The sequence below is a fragment of the Paenibacillus dokdonensis genome (assembly GCF_004916975.1).
In the GTDB taxonomy this organism is placed as follows: Bacteria; Bacillota; Bacilli; order Paenibacillales; family Paenibacillaceae; genus Paenibacillus_AQ; species Paenibacillus_AQ dokdonensis.
Genome location: NZ_STGQ01000002.1, coordinates 949,932 through 968,291 on the forward strand (window position 1 = coordinate 949,932; position 18,360 = coordinate 968,291).

20 protein-coding genes are annotated in these 18,360 nt (G+C 51.4%); 16 read left to right on the forward strand and 4 right to left on the reverse strand.

Annotated elements, in window-relative coordinates:
* The first annotated feature begins 84 nt into the window (after window positions 1–84).
* The 11 genes from E6W40_RS22285 (at window position 85) to E6W40_RS22335 (ending at window position 9,585) form a co-directional block, all read left to right on the forward strand.
* Entirely contained in the window at window positions 85–981 is an 897-nt protein-coding gene (locus E6W40_RS22285) for a carbohydrate ABC transporter permease (protein ID WP_136607759.1), read from the forward strand.
* Between the two features lie 12 nt (window positions 982–993).
* On the forward strand, window positions 994–1,875 hold the full coding sequence (locus E6W40_RS22290) for a carbohydrate ABC transporter permease (RefSeq protein ID WP_244864615.1): 882 nt from the start codon (window positions 994–996) through the stop codon (window positions 1,873–1,875).
* Between the two features lie 70 nt (window positions 1,876–1,945).
* A complete protein-coding gene (locus E6W40_RS22295; protein ID WP_136607760.1) occupies window positions 1,946–2,869 on the forward strand; it encodes a dihydrodipicolinate synthase family protein in 924 nt (307 codons plus the stop codon).
* A gap of 24 nt (window positions 2,870–2,893) precedes the next feature.
* Entirely contained in the window at window positions 2,894–3,574 is a 681-nt protein-coding gene (locus tag E6W40_RS22300) for an N-acetylmannosamine-6-phosphate 2-epimerase (RefSeq protein WP_136607761.1), read from the forward strand.
* 11 nt (window positions 3,575–3,585) lie between these two features.
* Complete coding sequence (locus E6W40_RS22305; protein WP_136607762.1) at window positions 3,586–4,590, forward strand: ROK family protein; 1,005 nt, start codon at window positions 3,586–3,588, stop codon at window positions 4,588–4,590.
* On the forward strand, window positions 4,587–5,153 hold the full coding sequence (locus E6W40_RS22310) for a NanQ anomerase/TabA/YiaL family protein (RefSeq protein WP_168929012.1): 567 nt from the start codon (window positions 4,587–4,589) through the stop codon (window positions 5,151–5,153). Before E6W40_RS22305 ends, E6W40_RS22310 begins: the two co-directional genes overlap by 4 nt.
* On the forward strand, window positions 5,086–6,048 hold the full coding sequence (locus E6W40_RS22315; RefSeq protein WP_136607764.1) for an acetylxylan esterase: 963 nt from the start codon (window positions 5,086–5,088) through the stop codon (window positions 6,046–6,048). Before E6W40_RS22310 ends, E6W40_RS22315 begins: the two co-directional genes overlap by 68 nt.
* Before the next feature lie 51 nt (window positions 6,049–6,099).
* The gene (locus tag E6W40_RS22320; protein WP_136607765.1) at window positions 6,100–6,477 is read left to right on the forward strand and encodes a CidA/LrgA family protein; all 378 of its coding nucleotides are present in this window, start codon (window positions 6,100–6,102) and stop codon (window positions 6,475–6,477) included.
* Window positions 6,461–7,144 carry an LrgB family protein gene (locus tag E6W40_RS22325; protein WP_136607766.1) on the forward strand — a complete coding sequence of 228 codons (684 nt, stop codon included), beginning with the start codon at window positions 6,461–6,463 and terminating at the stop codon, window positions 7,142–7,144. Before E6W40_RS22320 ends, E6W40_RS22325 begins: the two co-directional genes overlap by 17 nt.
* Window positions 7,145–7,379: 235 nt before the next feature.
* Window positions 7,380–8,702: an MFS transporter gene (locus E6W40_RS22330; protein ID WP_136607767.1), complete on the forward strand. Its 1,323-nt coding sequence runs from the start codon at window positions 7,380–7,382 to the stop codon at window positions 8,700–8,702.
* A complete protein-coding gene (locus E6W40_RS22335; RefSeq protein WP_136607768.1) occupies window positions 8,674–9,585 on the forward strand; it encodes a polysaccharide deacetylase family protein in 912 nt (303 codons plus the stop codon). Before E6W40_RS22330 ends, E6W40_RS22335 begins: the two co-directional genes overlap by 29 nt.
* 94 nt (window positions 9,586–9,679) lie before the next feature.
* Here the strand turns inward: E6W40_RS22335 and E6W40_RS22340 are convergent, their stop codons facing one another.
* Together E6W40_RS22340 and E6W40_RS22345 are read right to left on the reverse strand one after the other, a co-directional pair.
* Window positions 9,680–11,053 carry a sensor histidine kinase gene (locus tag E6W40_RS22340; RefSeq protein ID WP_136608202.1) on the reverse strand — a complete coding sequence of 458 codons (1,374 nt, stop codon included), beginning with the start codon at window positions 11,051–11,053 and terminating at the stop codon, window positions 9,680–9,682.
* Complete coding sequence (locus E6W40_RS22345; RefSeq protein WP_136607769.1) at window positions 11,031–11,765, reverse strand: response regulator transcription factor; 735 nt, start codon at window positions 11,763–11,765, stop codon at window positions 11,031–11,033. Before E6W40_RS22345 ends, E6W40_RS22340 begins: the two co-directional genes overlap by 23 nt.
* Window positions 11,766–11,828: 63 nt before the next feature.
* On the opposite strand from E6W40_RS22345, the gene E6W40_RS22350 reads away from it, so the two are divergent.
* Both E6W40_RS22350 and E6W40_RS22355 read left to right on the forward strand, forming a co-directional pair.
* Entirely contained in the window at window positions 11,829–12,122 is a 294-nt protein-coding gene (locus E6W40_RS22350; protein ID WP_136607770.1) for a hypothetical protein, read from the forward strand.
* Between the two features lie 96 nt (window positions 12,123–12,218).
* A complete protein-coding gene (locus tag E6W40_RS22355) occupies window positions 12,219–13,019 on the forward strand; it encodes a hypothetical protein (RefSeq protein ID WP_136607771.1) in 801 nt (266 codons plus the stop codon).
* Between the two features lie 131 nt (window positions 13,020–13,150).
* Here E6W40_RS22355 and E6W40_RS22360 read toward each other — a convergent pair whose 3' ends face one another.
* Window positions 13,151–13,441 carry a transporter gene (locus E6W40_RS22360; RefSeq protein WP_136607772.1) on the reverse strand — a complete coding sequence of 97 codons (291 nt, stop codon included), beginning with the start codon at window positions 13,439–13,441 and terminating at the stop codon, window positions 13,151–13,153.
* Between the two features lie 52 nt (window positions 13,442–13,493).
* The gene (locus E6W40_RS22365) at window positions 13,494–13,811 is read right to left on the reverse strand and encodes a hypothetical protein (RefSeq protein ID WP_136607773.1); all 318 of its coding nucleotides are present in this window, start codon (window positions 13,809–13,811) and stop codon (window positions 13,494–13,496) included.
* A 199-nt stretch (window positions 13,812–14,010) separates the two neighbouring features.
* Between E6W40_RS22365 and E6W40_RS22370 the strand changes: the two genes are divergently transcribed.
* The 3 genes from E6W40_RS22370 to E6W40_RS22380 all read left to right on the forward strand — a co-directional run bounded on the left by E6W40_RS22370 (window position 14,011) and on the right by E6W40_RS22380 (window position 17,955).
* Window positions 14,011–15,120 (forward strand): threonine aldolase family protein, encoded by a 1,110-nt coding sequence (locus E6W40_RS22370; RefSeq protein ID WP_136607774.1) that lies wholly within the window; start codon window positions 14,011–14,013, stop codon window positions 15,118–15,120.
* Window positions 15,113–15,655, forward strand: coding sequence for a peptide-methionine (S)-S-oxide reductase MsrA (locus E6W40_RS22375; RefSeq protein WP_246073133.1), 543 nt, complete (start codon window positions 15,113–15,115; stop codon window positions 15,653–15,655). The genes E6W40_RS22370 and E6W40_RS22375 overlap by 8 nt, the downstream gene beginning before the upstream one ends.
* A gap of 548 nt (window positions 15,656–16,203) precedes the next feature.
* Window positions 16,204–17,955, forward strand: a complete 1,752-nt coding sequence (locus tag E6W40_RS22380) for a fibronectin type III domain-containing protein (protein ID WP_136607775.1) — start codon at window positions 16,204–16,206, stop codon at window positions 17,953–17,955.
* The last annotated feature ends 405 nt before the right edge of the window (window positions 17,956–18,360 follow it).

Consider the following 18,360-nt stretch of genomic DNA (forward strand, 5'->3'; position numbering starts at 1 on the left):
TGTCGCCCGAAAAAGCTTGGAGTAGCGCGCCTGATGGTGCGCTACTCCTTTCAACAAAGAGATGGGAAAGTAGGGGAGAGAGCCATGGAAACAAGGGTACGAAAAATAAATCCTAATGTTTTGCGTGACTGGTTCATGAGTTATTTGTTTTTGCTCCCGGCATTCGGATTCTTCCTCGTGTTCGTTGCATATCCGATGCTGAGAGGGATTTACATCAGCTTTTTTAACTACAGTCTGCGGAAATTTGAGTACGTGGGCCTTAGCAACTACATTGATCTGTTCCACAACGAAATTTTTATCAAATCGCTATGGAATACATCACTGCTCGTGATCATCACGGTTCCGGTCGTGATTGTGTTTTCCATTTTTGTCGCGATGAGTATTTACCGTAAAAAAGAATTCGCAAGATCGTTCTTCAGAGGTGTATTCTACCTGCCGGCCGTTTCCTCCGTGGTCAGTATCACGGTTGTATGGGGCTGGATCTACCACCCGAACTACGGCGTGCTTAATTACCTGACCGGACTGTTCGGAGCAGAACCGATCTCCTGGCTGGGAAATGAAAAGACGGCGCTGCTGTCGATCATCGCGGTGCTCATTACCACATCCGTGGGGCAGCCGATCATCCTTTATGTCGCTTCACTGGGCAATATTCCAACCTCTTATATCGAAGCGGCTCAAATCGACCGGGCTTCGTCCTGGCAAATATTCCGGAAAATCATTTGGCCGATGCTGATGCCGACCAATCTCTATATTATCGTCATTACGACGATTAACACATTTCAGTGTTTTGCGATTATCCAGCTGCTCACATCCGGAGGTCCCTACTACAGCACTTCGACCGTCATGTACGGCGTATACGAGCAGGCATTCAAGCTAGGCAACTTCGGTATGGCTTCCGCCATGGGCGTCATTCTGGCCGTTATCATCGGCATTATTTCCACCATTCAGTTCAAATACTTTGGCAGCGATGTTGAGTACTAGGAGGGGCATGCGATGAGTTCATCAATACAGGCCGGAATGAAGGCGGGAATCCCCCGTACCAAAGCATCCGGCAAAAAACAATGGAGCATCGGCGGTATCATATCCAATGTGATTCTGACCCTGTCCACGCTATTTTTCATCTTTCCGTTTTACTGGATTATTACGGGCGCGTTCAAAAAGCAGACGACAGCGACCGCTATTCCACCGGAATGGTTTCCGCTTCATCCTACGTTTCAAAATTGGTCTGATCTTTTTAAAAATGCAGTCTGGCGCTGGACGTTCAACAGCTTTTTTATATCGTTCTGCGAGATGGCCGCAGTTTGTCTGGTGGCAGCCCTGGCGGGATATGTTCTGGCGAAGAAGTCCTTCCCGGGCCGGAAAATCATCTTTACTCTCTTTGTGGCTGCGATGGCGCTGCCCAAACAGGTTATCCTTGTTCCGCTGTTTACGATGCTGGCTGATTTCGGCTGGGTCAATACATACCGGGGTCTGATCGTACCGGCCATTGGTTGGCCGTTTGGCGTATTCCTGATGAAGCAGTTTTCCCAGACGATTCCAACGGAGGTTATCGAGGCTTCCAAAATCGACGGCTGCTCGGAGGTCCGCATGTTCTCGACCATTATCCTGCCGCTGCTGACACCGGCGCTCGGAGCACTGGCCATTTTCACCTTTATCGGTTCCTGGAATGACTACTTCAGCCAGCTGATTATGACGCGTTCGACCTCCATGATGACGCTGCCGATGGGCATTGCGACCCTGCAGGGCGAGTACACCACAAACTACGGCGTAATGATGGCCGGCGCTGCGCTTGCATCTGTTCCGATGATCGCGATCTTCCTCGCATTCCAAAAGGCATTTACACAGGGGATTACGATGGGTGCGGTCAAAGGGTAGGCCTTCATTGCAGACCTCATATCGATTGGATGATAAAAGAAACAATGAAAATGAAGGGATGGGAAGAGAGATGTCTGATATCGAAAAATTCAAAGGAATCATTGTCGCATTCTATGCCTGCTATAACGAAGAGGGGGACGTAGACCCTGTAAGAGTACGCAAGCTTGCCCGCCACTACGCGGATAAGGGCGTCAGAGGCCTGTATGTCGGTGGAAGCAGCGGAGAAGGTATGCTGCAAACGGCAGCCGAACGCAAGGTTGTCCTGGAGGCTGTGATGGAGGAAGTCGGAAGCGAGCTGACGATCATCGCCCACATCGGTGCGGCATCAACCCGTGAAAGCGTGGAGCTGGCCAGGCATGCCGAAGCGGTAGGAGCAGACGCCATATCTGCAGTTCCAGCCATTTACTATCGTCTGTCACCCGCAAGCGTGGAACGGCATTGGCAGGAGATGATCGACAGCACATCGCTGCCTTTTATCATCTATCATATTCCGCAAACAACCGGATTCAATCTTTCCACGGATCTATTGGCGAAAATGGCTGCGCAGGATAAAGTTATCGGCGTGAAGATATCCTCGGAAAGCACATTTGAGCTGCAGCAGTTCAAAGCCGTTGGCGGCCCGGATTTTCTGGTGCTGAACGGTCCTGACGAGCAGTATCTGGCAGGGCGCAGTATCGGCGCCGATGGTGGTATCGGCGGCACGTACGGCGTGATGCCGGAGCTGTTTCTGAAGGTGGAGAGCTGTTACCGGGAAGGCAAAGTGGAGGATGCTCGTGAGTGGCAGTTTAGAATCAATGAGATCATTAAGAACCTGCTCAGCTTTCCGTCCCTGTATGGCGCCTGTAAAGCCGTATTGAAGCTTCAGGGTGTAGAATGCGGTGAGCCAAGGCTGCCGCTGCTTCCGGTGTCTCCGGCAGACAAGGGACGCATTGTACTGCTGCAAAAGCAAATCCATGAGTATACAGAAGAAGCCATGTCTTCAGTTAAAGCCTGATTGGGTAAGAGGGGGAGCTGCTATATGAATTGTATATTTAAAAACCGGGGTTTGATCGTGTCCTGCCAGGCACTGGAGAATGAGCCGCTGCATGGCGGAGATACGATGGTAAAAATGGCTTTGGCTGCGCAGCAATCCGGCGCCGTTGGCATTCGCGCGAACGGAGCCCCCGATATTTGGGGCATCAAGCAGGCCGTGGAACTGCCGGTAATCGGCATCATTAAAAGGATGATGCCGGGCTCGGATGTATTCATTACGCCTACGTTGACAGAAGTGAAGCAAATCATTGAAGCAGGCGCGGATATCGTTGCACTGGATGTGACAGACCGTGAAAACCGCCTCGAAATGGTCAAGGAACTGATTGATGCGGCACATGAAGCTGGAGTGGCTGTCATGGCTGATGTATCGACATTTGAAGAAGGCATGGCTGCGGAGAAGCTTGGGGTAGATTACGTCGGCACCACGCTGTCGGGATATACATCGCATAGCGCCCAAATCGCCGGACCTGATATCCGTCTCCTGTCACAGCTCGCCAAGTCACTGACCCAAGCGGTATTGATTGCCGAAGGTAAAATCTCCACACCGGCAGACGCGGCTTTGACATTGGCGGTCGGCGCAGAATACGTCGTAGTCGGCAGCGCCATCACCAGGCCGCAGCTGATCACCGAGCAGTACGTGCATGCCATGTCCGTGGTTTTGGGATAGGCGGGCGCAAAATGGGGATTACACGACTTGTTTATGCACCCGATTCTACGTATGCCATAGGTATTGATCTTGGCGGCACGAAAATCAATGCAGGCATCGTTGACGAGAGGGGGCAAGTGCTTAGCGCTTGCTCTCTGCCTACATTGCCGGGTCAAGGAAGTATTCCGGACCGGATCATGGAGATACTTGGAAAGCTATTCCAGAATGAAGGGGGCCCAGACCTCTTCCGAATACGCGGTATTGGCGTGGCCAGCGCTGGCCAGATCAACTGGGAGCAGGGTTCGGTGCATTTTTCTACGGAGCTGATTCCCGGCTATACGGGCACACCGCTCCGGCGGATTCTGGAGGAGCGTTTCCAGATGCCTGTGTTCGTGGACAATGATGTGAACGTCCTGACGCTGACGGAGAAAAGACTCGGTGCCGCCCAAGGTCTCCGTCATTTTCTATGTCTGGCTCTGGGAACAGGCGTTGGCGGAGGGATTATGGTGGACGGGCAAATTGTGCGCGGCAGCTGGGGAGGAGCTGGAGAAATCGGACATATGTCGGTGGATTTCGACGGACTGCCCTGTATCTGCGGCGGTGTGGGCTGCTTGGAGCAGTATGCTTCCGGCACCGGAATCGGCGCGCGCATGCGGAAGGAGCTTGAGGACATGGGTCAAAATGCAGCCGGCGTAGACGCCCGGGAAGTCATGGCCCTCTGGCAGGCGGGTGACCCCGCGGCAAGTAAGATCATGGATGAGACCTTCCGCGCGCTGGGCTCGGCGCTGGCTTCGCTCATCCACATGTTTAACCCGGAGATGATCGTGCTTGGCGGGGGTGTGGCTGAGAGCGGAGAGGCCTTCATAGATCGGGTGCGGGAAGAAACGATGAGGCGCGCAATGCCTTCTTTTACCGGTAGTCTCCGGATTGTCTCAGCTTACCGTGGTAATTACAGCGGCATGATCGGGGCAGGGCTTCAGCTATGGGAGTATCCGCTGCGTATGCCAGCCTCGGGCAGAGAGGGGAAGGCTTTATGATTCTCGGCAAAATGGATCAATGGGAACAAGACCGGCAGCATATTCACCCTTTGCTCCGGCAAGTGATTGATGTGTTGGATCAAACGGATTTTGATTCATTGGAGGAAGGCAGATATGAACTGAATGGCTCCGATATCTATCTGACCCTTTCGGAGCTGGAGTCTCTCGATCCTATCGGATCAAGGGCAGAGAAGCATGAGTTGTTCATTGATATCCACTATCTGGTGGGGGGGAGCGAATGCATAGGCTGGAAAGCTCATTCCGATGAGGATGTCGCCTGTGAAATCCGTCCTGGACAGGACATCAGTTTGTATGAAAGTACAGGTGCAGAGCAGCTTCTGGAGCTTGAGCCGGGTATGTATGCTGTGTTCTTTCCCACAGATGTTCACCGGCCCGGATTAAGGGGCAAACATGGTATAATGGGCGAGCCGATAAAAAAAGTAGTTGTCAAAGTCAACTCGAATTTGTTTAAATCAGAAGAAAAAGGTGATGACGATGCCGCTAGTCGATATGCCCCTATCAGAGCTGAAAACGTACCAAGGAATCAATCCAAGACCCCATGATTTTGATGCTTATTGGGAAAAGGCGCTTGAGGAGATGCGTGCCGTAGATCCCCAGGTAGAGATGATCCCTGCTGAATTCCAGCTTCCGTTCGCGGAATGCTTCCATTTGTATTTCACGGGTGTAAGCGGTGCCAGAGTGCATGCGAAGTACATCAGGCCCAAAGGAATTGCAGAGCCGCATCCGGCTGTGCTTCAGTTCCATGGCTACACCGGAAATAGCGGCGACTGGATGGACAAGATGGTGTATCCGTCGCTTGGGCTTTCCGTCGCTTCCCTGGACGTACGGGGACAGGGAGGCTTATCTGAAGATACCGGCGGGGTACGGGGTAATACGCATCGCGGCCATATAATCCGCGGTCTGGAGAATGAGGACCCGCATCGCCTGCTGTTCCGGGACGTATTCCTGGATACTGCGCAACTGGCCTCTATTGTCATGAATCTGCCGGAAGTGGATGCAGAACGTGTAGGCGCAACAGGCTGGTCGCAGGGTGGTGCACTGACGATCGCATGTGCAGCTTTGGAGCCACGGATCAAGAAGGCGGCGCCGGTCTATCCGTTCCTAAGCGATTACCGCAGAACATGGGAAATGGATCTCTTCAAGCATGCTTATGAAGAGCTCAGCACGTACTTCCGCTATTTTGATCCGCAGCATCAGCGCGAGGAAGAGATTTTCACGAAGCTAGGATACATCGATATCCAGAACCTAGCACCACGCATCAAGGCTGACGTGCTTGTCGGGGTTGGCCTGATGGATGTCGTGTGTCCGCCGTCCACGCAGTTTGCGGCCATCAACAAGATCACCGCTCCGGTGCAGCTGGAGGTTTTCCCTGATTTCGGCCATGAAGGCCTGCCGGGACTCCATGATAAAATCATACAATTCCTGAAGGATCTATAAGATTCTATAAGACTAAACAAGACATCAAGCCGTTCACAAGGAGGGATTAAGATGATTGGATTTGCTATACTTGCCTTTTTTCAGCTGGCTGGTTGGCTCATTCAGCGTCTAACGGGCTTGCCGCTCCCCGCCAATGTGATCGGCTTGCTTTTATTTATTGTGGCTTTGTTTTTGAAGTGGGTGCCGCTCCATAAGGTGGAGGAAACGGCGTCGTTCCTGCTCAAATATATGAGTCTTTTTTTTGTGCCGGTGATCGTAGGCAGCCTTGCTTTCTTTCCTTATCTCCGCGAGCATTGGGCGGTAATCACGGGTAGTGGAGTTGTGAGCCTGCTTTTGCCTTTGCTTGTAACCGGCTGGATGGTGCAAAACCGCCTGCAAGCCCGAAAGGCCCGGCAGCAGAAGGAGGATGCTCATGTCCATCGCGGCTGATCCCTTATTCGGCATTGCTGTTACCGTCATTGTGTACGCGCTGTTTTTATGGCTGCAATCCCGCCGTTCTTGGGTTCAGCCGCTGCTCATGACCAGCGCCATGATTATGCTCATGCTTGTGGTGCTCAGGATTCCGGTATCCGATTACCAGAAGGGCGGCTCCTGGCTGAGCTTCCTGCTCGGTCCGGCGACGATCGCACTTGGCGTGCCCATCTATAAAAATGCCGAGCGAATCCGCCGCAGCTGGCGTCCGATCCTGGGCGGTATTACCATTGGGGCTTTAAGCGGCCTGCTGAGCTCAGGGCTGATCGTGCTGTGGATGGGCGGAACGAGTGACATGGCCTGGACGCTTATGCCCAAGTCTGCGACAACGCCGATCTCGATGGAGGTATCGCGGCTTTATGGCGGCTATCCGGAGCTGACGGCGGTACTCACCGTCTTGACGGGTCTTGCGGGCAGCATCATGGGTCCGCCGCTGCTGCGGCTATGCGGCATCCGGGATGAGACGGCCATCGGCGTTGCCATCGGCACGACCTCTCATGGCATCGGCACGGCGCGCGTGCTCAAGGACTCGGAGTGGATGGGAGCTGTCAGCGGCTTTAGCATGGGGCTGACCGGCATCTGGGTGTCGGTGCTGGCCCTTCCGCTGCATTTGCTGGGGTTTTGAGGAAAGTGGTAGATTACGAGAATAAGAAAGGGGCGGGGCCTACGGGCCACGTCCCTTTTTGTTAAAGTCTTTTATACTTATTCTTAAAGGGGTTTATAGTCACTTCTGTTATTGTTCAGGTTACATGTTTTTCTAGTATATAAGTATTTCTATGTTGGCTCGCACCTAAAGGTAAAATAACCCATGCGTTGAATATAATAGAACAAATGATATTCACGGTATGGGAGGAATGCGCATGCAGCGTAAATGGGTCAATTCACCGTACACCTTCGCTCTCGGTATGTTTGCCATGATGGTTCCGAGCCAGGCATTCAGCACGTTTTACAGCTTCTTTTACGTGGAAAAGTTGGGGCTTGGCATCGGACTGGCAACACTGGCCCGCACGATCTTTCTCATCTGGGATGCCGTTAATAATCCGCTATTTGGCCACTGGTCTGACCGCACCAATACCCGGCTCGGTCGGAGGAGACCGTGGATTTTCGGTGCTATGCCGCTGTTCATGCTGACATTTATTATGGTGTTCTCGCCTCCCGGAGGGTTATCACAGAACGGACTATTCGCCTGGTTTCTGACGGCTTTGATATTGTTTGAGGCGGTATCTACGGTTTTGTGGGTCAATTATGGGGCCTTGTTTCCTGAGCTGTATCAGGGAGATCGTCTCCGAGCCAAGGCATCGGCTATCCAGCAAAGCTACCAGGTAGTGGCGCTGCTGATCGGATCGGCGCTTACGCCTATTATTTTCAAGGCGCTGAATTTCTCCAACATGTCCATCATTTACGCATTTGTTTTCGGGATTGCCATGCTCATCTGCATGCTTGGAGTACGCGAGCGCAAGGAGCACAGCGTGGGAGAGCCATTAAAGCTGGGCGCCGCATTTAAGGAAACGTTGAAGAATAAGAAATTCTGGCTGTTTAATATCTCGAACTCATTCGCTCAGACGGTGAATGGACTCGTCAGCTCAATAATCCCTTTTTATGCGAAGTATGTGCTGAAAATTGGCGACGCGCAGGTCACGATTCTTATGGCGGCCGTGTTCGTATCGGTCATTCCGCTCGTCTTTGTCTGGTACTGGATCTGCCGCCGGATGGACGGGGTGAAGGTATGGCGGTTGTCGCTGGTTGTCTATGCGATATCCGTTCTTCCGCTCTGGTTCGGCTCTAACCTGGTCAGCGGGGTGGCAGCCGGAATCGCTGTCGGTTTCGGACTTGCGGGCTTCCTGGTGACACCGGCGATGGTCAGCGGCAGAATCATTGATGAAGATGCAGAGAAAACGGGCCTGCGCAGAGAGGGGATATATACGGCCGTGGCCGGATTCATTACCCGTTCCAGCGGACTGATCTCGGCTCTCGCATTTCTGATTGTGGGTTTAATCTTCGGCTATGAAAGCGGTGAGAAGCCGGGAGCGAATCCCGAAATGACGTTCCGGGTGCTGATCAGTGTCGTGCCGTTCTGTCTGCTTCTCGTATCCATTGTGATTTCGCTGCTTACCCGATTTGAATTTACGACGCATCGTAGGGGGGACTTAACGCATGGGGAAGAAACTCATCATCAACTGTGACGATTTCGGACAAAGCCCTGCCTTGAACCAGGCGATCATGGCTCTTTTGGAAGAGGGAAAGGTATCTTCAGCCACAATTATGGCGGTTGCCCCCGGCTTTGAGGAGGCGGCAGCATGGACGGCCCGCCGGAAGCAGCCCAACGTTGGGCTGCATCTGACGATGACCAGCGAATTTGAAGCGCTTCGTTGGCGCAGCCTGACGGGTAATCCGTCGCTGCATGACGACAGCGGCTATCAATACCGTACCGTGAGGGAATTTGAACAGGGTGCAGAGACGAAGGCTGCGATGAAAGAGATCGATGCCCAGTATGAGCGGGCACGGAAGGCAGGCATCGCCATTAGCCATGTCGACAATCATATGGGAAGTCTGTACGGGATGGAAACCGGACGGAGCCTGCTTCCACAGACGCTTTGGAAGGTATCGCGCTGGAAGCTGCCGATGCGCTTTTTCCGGCATATCTACAAGGAAGACCCGCTGCTGGGTTCACTGAGCGATATCGAGCGTCCGGTTGCCCGTGTGGTAGCCTTGGCGGATGCGCTTGGCGTGCCGATTCCTGATTATCTGCTGTCCCATCCCTTCGGCATAGAGGAAGGGGAGACTTATGACAGCTTTAAGCAGTCGATGATCGCCAAGCTGTACCATCTGCCGGACGGTGTCTGCGAGACTTACATCCATCCCGGTGTCGAGGATCCGTGGATGGAGGAGAACATTCCGAATTACGCCAAGCGGGTATGGGAATTCCGGCTCCCTTTTGACGAAGATTTCAGCTATGCTCTTCGCGATGCCGGCGTTGAATTGACGAACTACCGGTATGTACAGGAGCATTTAAAGCAGCCGCGTCTGCGTTCGGTGCTGCGACTTGTACAGGAGCTGCTGAAATAGGGGCTTACGAGAATAAACAAAAAAAAGACCCTTCGAGGGTCTTTTTTTATCGGGAATTAGTATACAGATTGTTTCTTCGGGAGGGGCAGTGCTGCTAAGTCCCCGGTACCGCAGGAAAATCCAGCGAAATCACCGCTCCACCTCCGCGTTTGTTGCCAGCCTGAATTAAGCCGCCGCTGCGCTCGACTATGGCGCGAGATATGGCGAGTCCGAGGCCGGATTCACCGTCTTTTCCTTTGACAAAACGGTGGAAGAGATACGGGAGCAGAGTCTCTGATATGCCCGGTCCGTCATCACTTATCCGAATGACTATATGCTTGTTCTGGATCTCCACATGGATATAAATATGATGCTTGGCGTAACGTACCGCATTGGAGACGACGTTCAGCAGCGCCTGCAGCAGCTTGTCGCGATCCGCGCGCAGCTTCACCGGCCCGATGTCCTCGTACATCGTATGCAGCGTGATTCCTTTTTTAACGAGAAGGGGATTCATGCGTTCCACCGTTTCCGTCAGCAGGTCCTGGAGGCAAATTTCCTCGGCCTTGAACACATCCTCTTCACTGTCCAGCTTGGCCAGCAGCGTCATTTCGGTGACAAGCTTTTTGAGGCGTGCGCTTTCGCTCATGATGACATCTAGCCCCTTGCGGACGTTTTCCCCTTCAAAGACACCGTCGCGAATGCCTTCCGCATAACCGGAGATGGACATCAGCGGCGTTTTTAATTCATGCGATGCATTTTGGAAAAATTGTTTTTGCACATGATTGAAGCGGTTCAACTCGCCGGCCATGTCAAATACCGATTTGGCCACCGAGCCGATCTCGCCGCCAGCCTTCACGAAACTAACGTCAGCGAAGCGGCGTTCCTTCACTTTGTTCAGCTCATCCCGCAGCTGGATTAAAGGCTCAATGAACTTTTTCGTAATAAACAGGCTGAGGATAAGCATGACGAGCCCCGCTGTGCTGAAAATAATAAGCAGCCGTTTCAGCAGCGCCTGTTCAATAGTTTTGATTTTGCTTAGGGGCGTGTACAATGTTAATTTTCCCTGAGGCGTCACATTGTCGACTGTAATAAAGTCCTTGGCGGTGCCGTTCTGGATGCTTTGTACGGTGGCCGTTTGCAGTTTAGCCATTTTGCCCGTGTCAACAGACGGGGACGATTCTATAGAATAAGCCGTTGACGGAGATACCGAGAGAATGCTGCCTGTTGAATCGGTTAGAATGGCGTTCACACTGAGATTCGAAGGTGTAATGGGTACTGCCATAGCATAATCTTTGACCGCTACACTGTTCATCGCCGTGTATCCCTGCTGCATAGTGGCCGTCATTTCCGCGCTCATGGCTTTCAGGTCGTTTCTCTGCGCGCCGATCAGGTGATCGAGCAGTACGTAGTGAATGATGATCCCGGTAACGGATAGCACCAATACCAGAGCAATGCCAAAGGCCAAATTAATCTGATGAACGAGCTTCATCGCTTCTGCCACCTCCATCATTTCTCATCCGGTAACCATGTCCCCACACCGCTTCAATCGGCAGATGCCCGATTTTTTTGCGCATCCGCTTAATCAAGTGGTCCACCGCACGGTCACTGCCAAAATAATCATCTCCCCAGACATAGGTGAGCAGCTCGTCTCTCGTAAAGGCGCGGTTAGGATTTTCGGCAAAAACCTGCAGCATCGTAAACTCCTTACTGGTGAGATCCACTTCTTCGCCCTGCCAGAACACGCGGCGTTCCTCCGGCAGCAGCTGCAGGCGGCCGATCTCGATTGACACAGGCGATGCTGCGACTGCATGTCCTTCCGTGCCGTTCATTTTATACCAGCGCTGAAGCTGTCTTTTAATGCGGGCCACAAGCTCGCGCGGGCTGAACGGCTTCACCAGATAGTCGTCGCTCCCGAGTTCCAGCCCAAGGATTTTATCCACCTCATTGTCTCTGGCAGAAATCATGATGATCGGTACTTCCGCCTCGCTCCGGATTCGCCGACAAAGCTCGTATCCATCCATGCCGGGCAGCATAATATCCAGCACCCACATGTCGGGGGGACTGTTCCTCCACAGTTCCCAGGCTTCTTCTGCGCTGCCAAGTCCAACCGTGCGGTAATTTTCTTTTTGCAAAAAGGCTTCCACCAGATTGCGTATATTCAAATCATCGTCCACGACGGCAATGAGATAATTGTTATTCATTGATATATCCTCCAAGCGGAATTTCTCTTATAAGTATACCAATGGGAAGGCGGCGGAGGGAAAATGCCATCGTTTTTCCACAAATCCACCAATAGCCTGCCACATCCGCTCACTACACTGGAACTTGCAAGCACCCTTGTATATGAAGAATGCCGGCAGGGTGATCGGTCCGCCGACGCAAAGGAGTGGAAGAAGATGGCCAAGGAAACAACATGTTCAGATAGGAAGCCGCATACCGTCCTCAAGAAAGTCTTCCGGATCACAGGGTTGATGGTACTGTGCTGGTGTGTTTTATTCGCCTGCTCCGAGTCCGCTGTTCTGGCATATGACGCGATTGTGAAACGGTTAGTAGAGTAGGTCTTTGCCATCCATTTTCCACAAATTGACCCATGTTATGCCACATCTAATTCGTACACTGGGACTTGCTAGACCAATCCAAAGGAGTGTTGAACCATGAACGTACAAAACATACTTAAAAGAACCGCTTTATCCGCATTGATGTTTTCCGCTGTTGCAGCTCCGGCTGTAACTAATGCGGACAGCAGCTCGAAGGCCGAGACATCTGCTGTAAATACACTGGCAGCGATCGCCGTCCCCGCCAAGGATAGCAATAACGTGCAGGGAATTATGATCACGAAGATTTCCGATCCGCTGGCTCTTGCCCAAAAGTATGCGCCGGAAACGGCGGAGGATTGGAAGAAGACGCTGGAACAATTCAGAAAAACCTTCGCTTCGGAAATGACAAAGGATATCGTTGTCAGTAAAGCGGAAAGCCTGAAGGATGCCTCTGGAGAACAAACAGGCCAACTGTCCTTCTCTACCGCAGCTGTGAAGACCATTCCAGCAGAAAAGCTTACCTTTAATGCGGAAAAGATAAAGGATATCACTGGAGAAAAAACAGGCGAATATGCAGTGGCTGTTCCTACCACAGGAGAGAAAACGACTCCTGCCGAGAAGCTGACCATTAGCATGGCTACGGTAAAGGATATTGCGGGAGTGAAGACAGACCGCTATGAGATGGCTATTCCGGCAGCAAGTCTGACGGATTCGAAAAATAAGACAGAACAGGCTTCGATCGCTGTATCCATCTCCTCCACGGAGGCAAAAGAAGCTGATACACCATTCGCAAAAGCTTGGGCTGCTTTGTCTGATGCCGAAGAATCCAACAATGCAGACGCCATTAAGAAAGCACTGGCTGAGCTGCTGGAGCAGTACAAGCAGCAAATCGCTGAGAAGGAAGCAGCTGCCAAGTAAGCTTCCCGCCTTTTAGACTAGAGAGAAACGTATGCCGTAACGAGACATGATCAAGGAGATCGTAAAAGCCCCTGCCGCTGTTTAAACAGCGGAGCAGGGGCTTTTGTGTACGTATTTCAGAATCGCCTTGGCTAGAAGCATGTAAACGACTGGATTTGTCTTAAATCTACTCCGGAATACATCCAGAAGAAGCCGTTCCACCTGAATCCTGCGACGGAAGTCCGTCCAACAAAGACCGGATAGAACCAGAAGCCACTGCCGCCAACCAGCCAAACGTAGGTATTGCGGAACAAGCAGCCGGAAATCGCTCCGGGATCAACAGCGAATGTAGAGGCGGCAGGCATCGGGGGTGTGAATTGCGGTGGTGGGGAAGCGGGTGCCTGCTGCTGTCCTTGTGGACCAAAAGGGGGCATAAAAGCCATTTTATAACACTCCTTATTCATGGCATATGATAATGTTCAGTCATTTAATGGATTAGGCCAGCAGGGTAATGACAAGCAATTCATACAGAACCAAAGGCAATATGACATTGTTGAAAAACGGGGGACGACCAAAGCTGCGCTGTCCGTTCTGCTGCGGCATTTGCATTTGGATGTAAAGAATTCCTTTGTTGCAGTTAACGATCGTTCCTTCAAAAACATCGCCATCCAACGTTTCAACTCGGACATGCTGATTGACATGTTTCTTGCACATATGGCTGAAATGGTCGCGGACTGATGTAAGGGTATGGTGCATAGTCGGCTCAGCTTGATACAAGGTTTGCTGTTGATAGCCAGGATATTGCAGACTCATATTTAAGACCTCCGTTTAGGGTTATAGCATGATCCATCGTATGCGGCTGCCTATATGGAGGTGCCTATATGAGTGCCTGCAGCTTTAACATAATCAAGGTTTGCGTACAGGCAAGGGGCTGACATAAATATGATTTTTCTTCATGATGCGAATTTAGTATGCTAGAGGAGTAGGGTTTACCAAAGGGGGACAAGCGGTCATGAGCGGCAAAACATTAATTGAGGCATTTGAGCAGACGGCTTACCCGCTGGGAGGCAATGGTCCGCGGGATATTCAGGTTCTGAAGGAGGCTTTTGAAGCGGTTCAGGGAAGTCTGAGCAGCGATATGTACGGAAACGGCAAGGTCATTGAAGATTTTCAGAATAAAATGGCATCGGTTTTGGGCAAGGAATCGGCGGTATTCTTTCCAAGCGGTACGATGGCGCAGCAGATTGCGCTAAGAATCTGGTGCGACGAGAAGGGATTGAAGCGGGTCGCCTATCACCCATTATGTCATCTGGAAATTCACGAGCAGGACGGCATGAAGGAGCTTCATCACATCGAGCCGATTTTGCTGGCGGACAAAGACCGGCTGATCAGCCTTACGGATGTGCAGCAGCTGGGCAAGGAAATTTCCTGCCTGCTTCTGGAGCTTCCACAACGAGAGATCGGCGGCCAGCTGCCGGAGTTTGAGGAACTTGAAGCTATTTCCGCCTATTGCCGGGAAAAAGGGATCAAGCTGCATTTGGACGGAGCCAGATTATTCGAGATCACGCCGTATTACGGGAAATCTGCTGCGGAAATATGCGCGTTGTTTGACAGCGTGTATGTATCCTTTTACAAGGGGATCGGTGGGATCGCAGGAGCTATTCTGGCCGGAGCTGCCGATTTTACGGAGCAGTCGAAGGTATGGAAAAGACGCCACGGCGGCGATCTGATCAGCTTGTATCCGTATATTGTCAGCTCGGAATACTACTTCGACCAGCGGATCGGCAAAATGGCGCAGTATTATGAGGAAGCAAAGGAACTTGCTGCTTTCTTTAATGAATGCGCGGGTATTTTCACCAAACCGGAGGTGCCGGTGTCGAATATGTTCCATGTTTACTTCGAGCTTCCGGAAGAGAAAATGGTTCCGATTCTCACCTCCGTGTTCGAAACGACCGGGGTCGGATTAACGGCTTGGCTGCGCAATACCGATGAAGGCACTTGCCTTTGCGAGATCAGCATTGGGGACCGTTACGCGAACGTGCCGAAGGACAAAGTCCGGGAAGCGTTCCGCTTGCTGGGCGAGAAGATGAAGGAAGCTGCTAAATCATACGACAATGAATAAAATCCAGATGCAGACGGCAGTACTCGGAATGGGCTGTTTTTGGAGTCCGGAGGCGCTATTTGGCTCTATGCCCGGGGTCATAAGCACGCGAACGGGGTATGCGGGAGGAACTCCCGCCGATCCGACCTATCGTCATATGGGCGATCATACAAAAACGGTGGAGTTTGATTTTGACCCTGAGCTTCTGTCATACGGGGAGATTTTGCGTGTATTTTGGGACAATCATAGCCCGCTAAATATCAATGACTATAAAGGGCGGCAGTACCAATCCATGCTGCTTTACCGCAGCCCGGAGCAGAAGAATGCTATTGACCGAGTACTGGAAGAACGGCGTGAATCCGGCCAGGGTGAACCGGCTACGGAAATCCATCCTTTTACCGTATTTTATCCCGCAGAAGAGAAGCACCAAAAGTATTATCTTAAGCGTCATCCGGATGCGGTGGAAAAGCTGCTTTCATGGTACCTCCTCCATCCCGGACATGGACGGGTCTACTCTGGGGGCGCGGCTCAACGGACTTGCGAAGGGTTTTGTTAACAGGTCGTCGATTATAGAGGAAGTGAAAGACTGGCAATTGCCAGAGTCTGAGCGGAAGCGCATCATTGAATTGTTAAAGTCGATTCGCTGGTAATGTCCATGCCCCGATTCCTAAACAGGAAGGGGCTTCTTTTTTTGTTTTTTCAAAATCGTTGATTTTTATTATTAAAATTGCAACTATCGGTCTATATCCCGACAAATAACACTTAATTACAATTAGTATAAGTTATGGTTATTCATGACATGAGCAGATGGAAAGTTAATATTAAACCTCCCATGAAGTAAGGAAGGACAAGCTGGTTACGCATAAACTGCAAGCGCTTTCAAAGTTTGAATTCTCCCGGAGTGTAACTGTATCGTTACGCGATCTGTCCTTGCAAATGAGACTATTGTTTCTTCTTATGCCATTGCATAGTTGCCATATGATGCACCGCGGGCGTTGACATGACCAAGGCGTGAAACAGCGCGAAGGGGGTGGATGCAGAAGCAAAGCGGAAGGCATGAAAAGCTGGATTGAATCATGATTTCATTTATGAGGAGGAGATTTCATGAGAAAAGCTTCATTATCAAAAGGCAGATCATTTACCCGTTTTCTGCCACTGGTCATCATAATGGCTTTGTTCATCGGGCTGCTGCCGTCGATAGCATCGGCTGCGGACCGCGGAGCCTGGGCTCCGAGTGTCGCATACGCGGCGAATGACACCGTGACCTATGGAGGCAGCACTTATAAGGTGGTTCAGCCACATACCTCTTTGACCGGCTGGGAACCGCCAAATGTACCCGCGCTGTGGCAGCTCGTTCCTGGAGGCGGAGGCGACCAGCAGGCTCCATCAGCTCCGGCTAACCTGAGATCGACCGCTGTTACTTCTTCCACTATTTCACTGGCCTGGAATGCTTCAACGGATAATGTTGGTGTGACGGGCTATGACGTATACCAGGGCAGCTCGCTTGTAGGCAGCGTGTCTGGAAATACGCTGGCATTTATCCATACCAGCTTAACGGCGGATACGACTTACTCCTATACCGTAAAGGCTAAAGATGCAGCTGGCAATGTATCTGCAGCGAGCGGCGTCCTCAGCGTAAAAACCAGCGCGAGCGGCGGCGGAACGGATACACAGGCACCAACGATGCCAACAAATCTGGCTGTAACCAGCGTTACGACCTCGAGCGTTTCCCTCTCGTGGACAGCCTCCACTGATAATGTTGGTGTAACTGGCTATAATGTCTACCAAGGGACAACGCAGGTCATGACCGTTACGGGAACAACAGCTACGGTTACGGGACTTGCAGCGGGAACGGCTTATACCTTCAAGGTAGCTGCCAAGGATGCTGCCGGTAACATGTCTCCTCAAAGCGCTTCTGTTACAGGCACAACCCAAAGTACAGGCGGCGGGGGAGGCCAGCTTCCGAAGCATGTTCTTACCGGTTATTGGCATAACTTCATCAATGGCTCCTCCAATCTGAGACTAAGTGATGTACCAAGTCAATATGATATCATCGTACTGGCTTTTGCCGACATGGATCCTGCCAAGCCGGGGGGCGTAACGTTTAACGTGGATTCCTCACTCTCGAGTGCGCTTGGCGGCTATACGAACGCTAATCTGATCAGCGATATTCAGGCCAAGCATGCTCAAGGCAAGAAGGTCATCATTTCCGTAGGCGGTGAAAAAGGCAATGTCAACCTAGGCAGTGCTTCACCAAACGTAGCGAACTTCGTGGACAGTATGTACAGCATCATCACGACATATGGTCTCGATGGTGTTGATATCGATCTGGAGAACGGAATGAATGTGGCTAACCTCACCAATGCCGTCAAGCAGCTGCAGCAGCGAGTGGGCTCCGGCTTTATTCTGACTATGGCTCCGCAAACCATCGATATGCAGAGTTCAAGCACATCCTATATGCAGCTATATAATAACCTCAAGGATATTACGACGGTTATTAACGTTCAGTACTATAATTCCGGCTGCATGCTGGGACGTGACGGCAAATGTTACTCCCAGGGAACAGTCGATTTCTTGACTGCGCTGTCCGATCTGTCACTGCAGTGGGTTGCACCTTCACAGCTGGGCATCGGCGTGCCTGCAGTATCCGGCGCCGCTGGGGGTGGCTATGTATCTCCAGCCGTCGTCAATAATGCCCTTAGCTGTCTCGCGAATGGAACCAGCTGCGGCAGCTACAAGCCTGTTGCCAAATACCCGGATATCCGCGGTGCCATGACATGGTCGATTAACTGGGATAAGACCAGTAATTACAGCTTTGCTAATACCGTCAAACCATTCCTCGTAAGCCTGCCTTAAAGACAATAACCCGCAGCCTTCGGACTTTTTGTCTGAGGGCTTTTTCATGTTTTCTTCGAAAAGATACAAATCAATGAAATAAGATACTTATCCTGAAAGCGATTTTCGTGAGCGGAAAGGGATGCTATGCTGATATTGCTGGACCGACAGATGGTTGACCCCTTTCATTTCCCTTGGTTATTACTCTTCCATGTTTTTATATACACAAAATGGCTTGCCCTGCGGAGCTTATCTTCAAATTCATATTCGTCCTTCCTGATCAGTCAGAATCACAAAGGTCATTAAGTCTGGTCCTTCAAGGCCGGGTTTAATAGCAATGCATACGCCAATAAGCATCAGAAAATTGGAGGTGTACAGTCGTTTCCTGTAGGTTGGCGCATTGCATCAAATCTGATAGATTGGGGT